Source organism: Clostridium subterminale (assembly GCF_039521425.1).
GTDB classification, from domain to species: Bacteria; Bacillota; Clostridia; order Clostridiales; family Clostridiaceae; genus Clostridium_J; species Clostridium_J subterminale.
The window spans coordinates 1-938 of the sequence record NZ_BAAACI010000027.1; the positions used below are offsets into that span (position 1 = coordinate 1).

Here is a 938-nt window from a genome sequence, read left to right on the forward strand (position 1 = left end):
TTCGGCCTCGGCTTAGGTCCCGACTAACCCTGAGAGGACGAGCCTTCCTCAGGAAACCTTAGGTTTTCGACCGCTAGGATTCTCACCTAGCTCTCGCTACTTATGCCAACATTCTCACTTCTGCATCGTCCACCGCTCCTTTCGGTACGACTTCAGCCAATGCAGAAAGCTCCTCTACCACGTGTACGTAGTACACATCCATAGCTTCGGTGGTAAGTTTTAGCCCCGGACATCTTCGGCGCGGGATCTCTTGACTAGTGAGCTATTACGCACTCTTTAAATGAGTGGCTGCTTCTAAGCCAACATCCTAGTTGTCTTAGAAATCCCACATCCTTTACCACTTAACTTACACTTTGGGACCTTAGCTGATGGTCTGGGCTGTTTCCCTTTTGACTACGGATCTTATCATTCGCAGTCTGACTGCCGGAATAAAAGTATATGGCATTCGGAGTTTGATAAGGTTCAGTAAGCGTTATGCCCCCTAGCCTATTCAGTGCTCTACCTCCATTACTCAATTAACCGACGCTAGCCCTAAAGCTATTTCGAGGAGAACCAGCTATCTCCGAGTTCGATTGGAATTTCTCCGCTATCCACAGCTCATCCCATGGTTTTTCAACACCAACGTGGTTCGGACCTCCACGACATTTTACTGTCGCTTCATCCTGGCCATGGATAGGTCACCCGGTTTCGGGTCTACGACATGCAACTATGCGCCCTATTCAGACTCGGTTTCCCTTCGGCTCCGTACCTTAAGTACTTAACCTCGCTACATATCGTAACTCGTTGGCTCGTTCTACAAAAAGCACGTCGTCACACATATAAAGTGCTTCGACCGGTTGTAGGCACACGGTTTCAGGTTCTATTTCACTCCCCTTCCGGGGTTCTTTTCACCTTTCCCTCACGGTACTTCTTCACTATCGGTCACTAGGTAGTATTTA

The 938-nt window shown here is 48.5% G+C and carries 1 rRNA gene; it reads right to left on the reverse strand.

What is annotated here, in order from left to right:
• Window positions 1-938 (reverse strand): 23S ribosomal RNA (locus tag ABDZ93_RS20040); the annotation flags it as partial.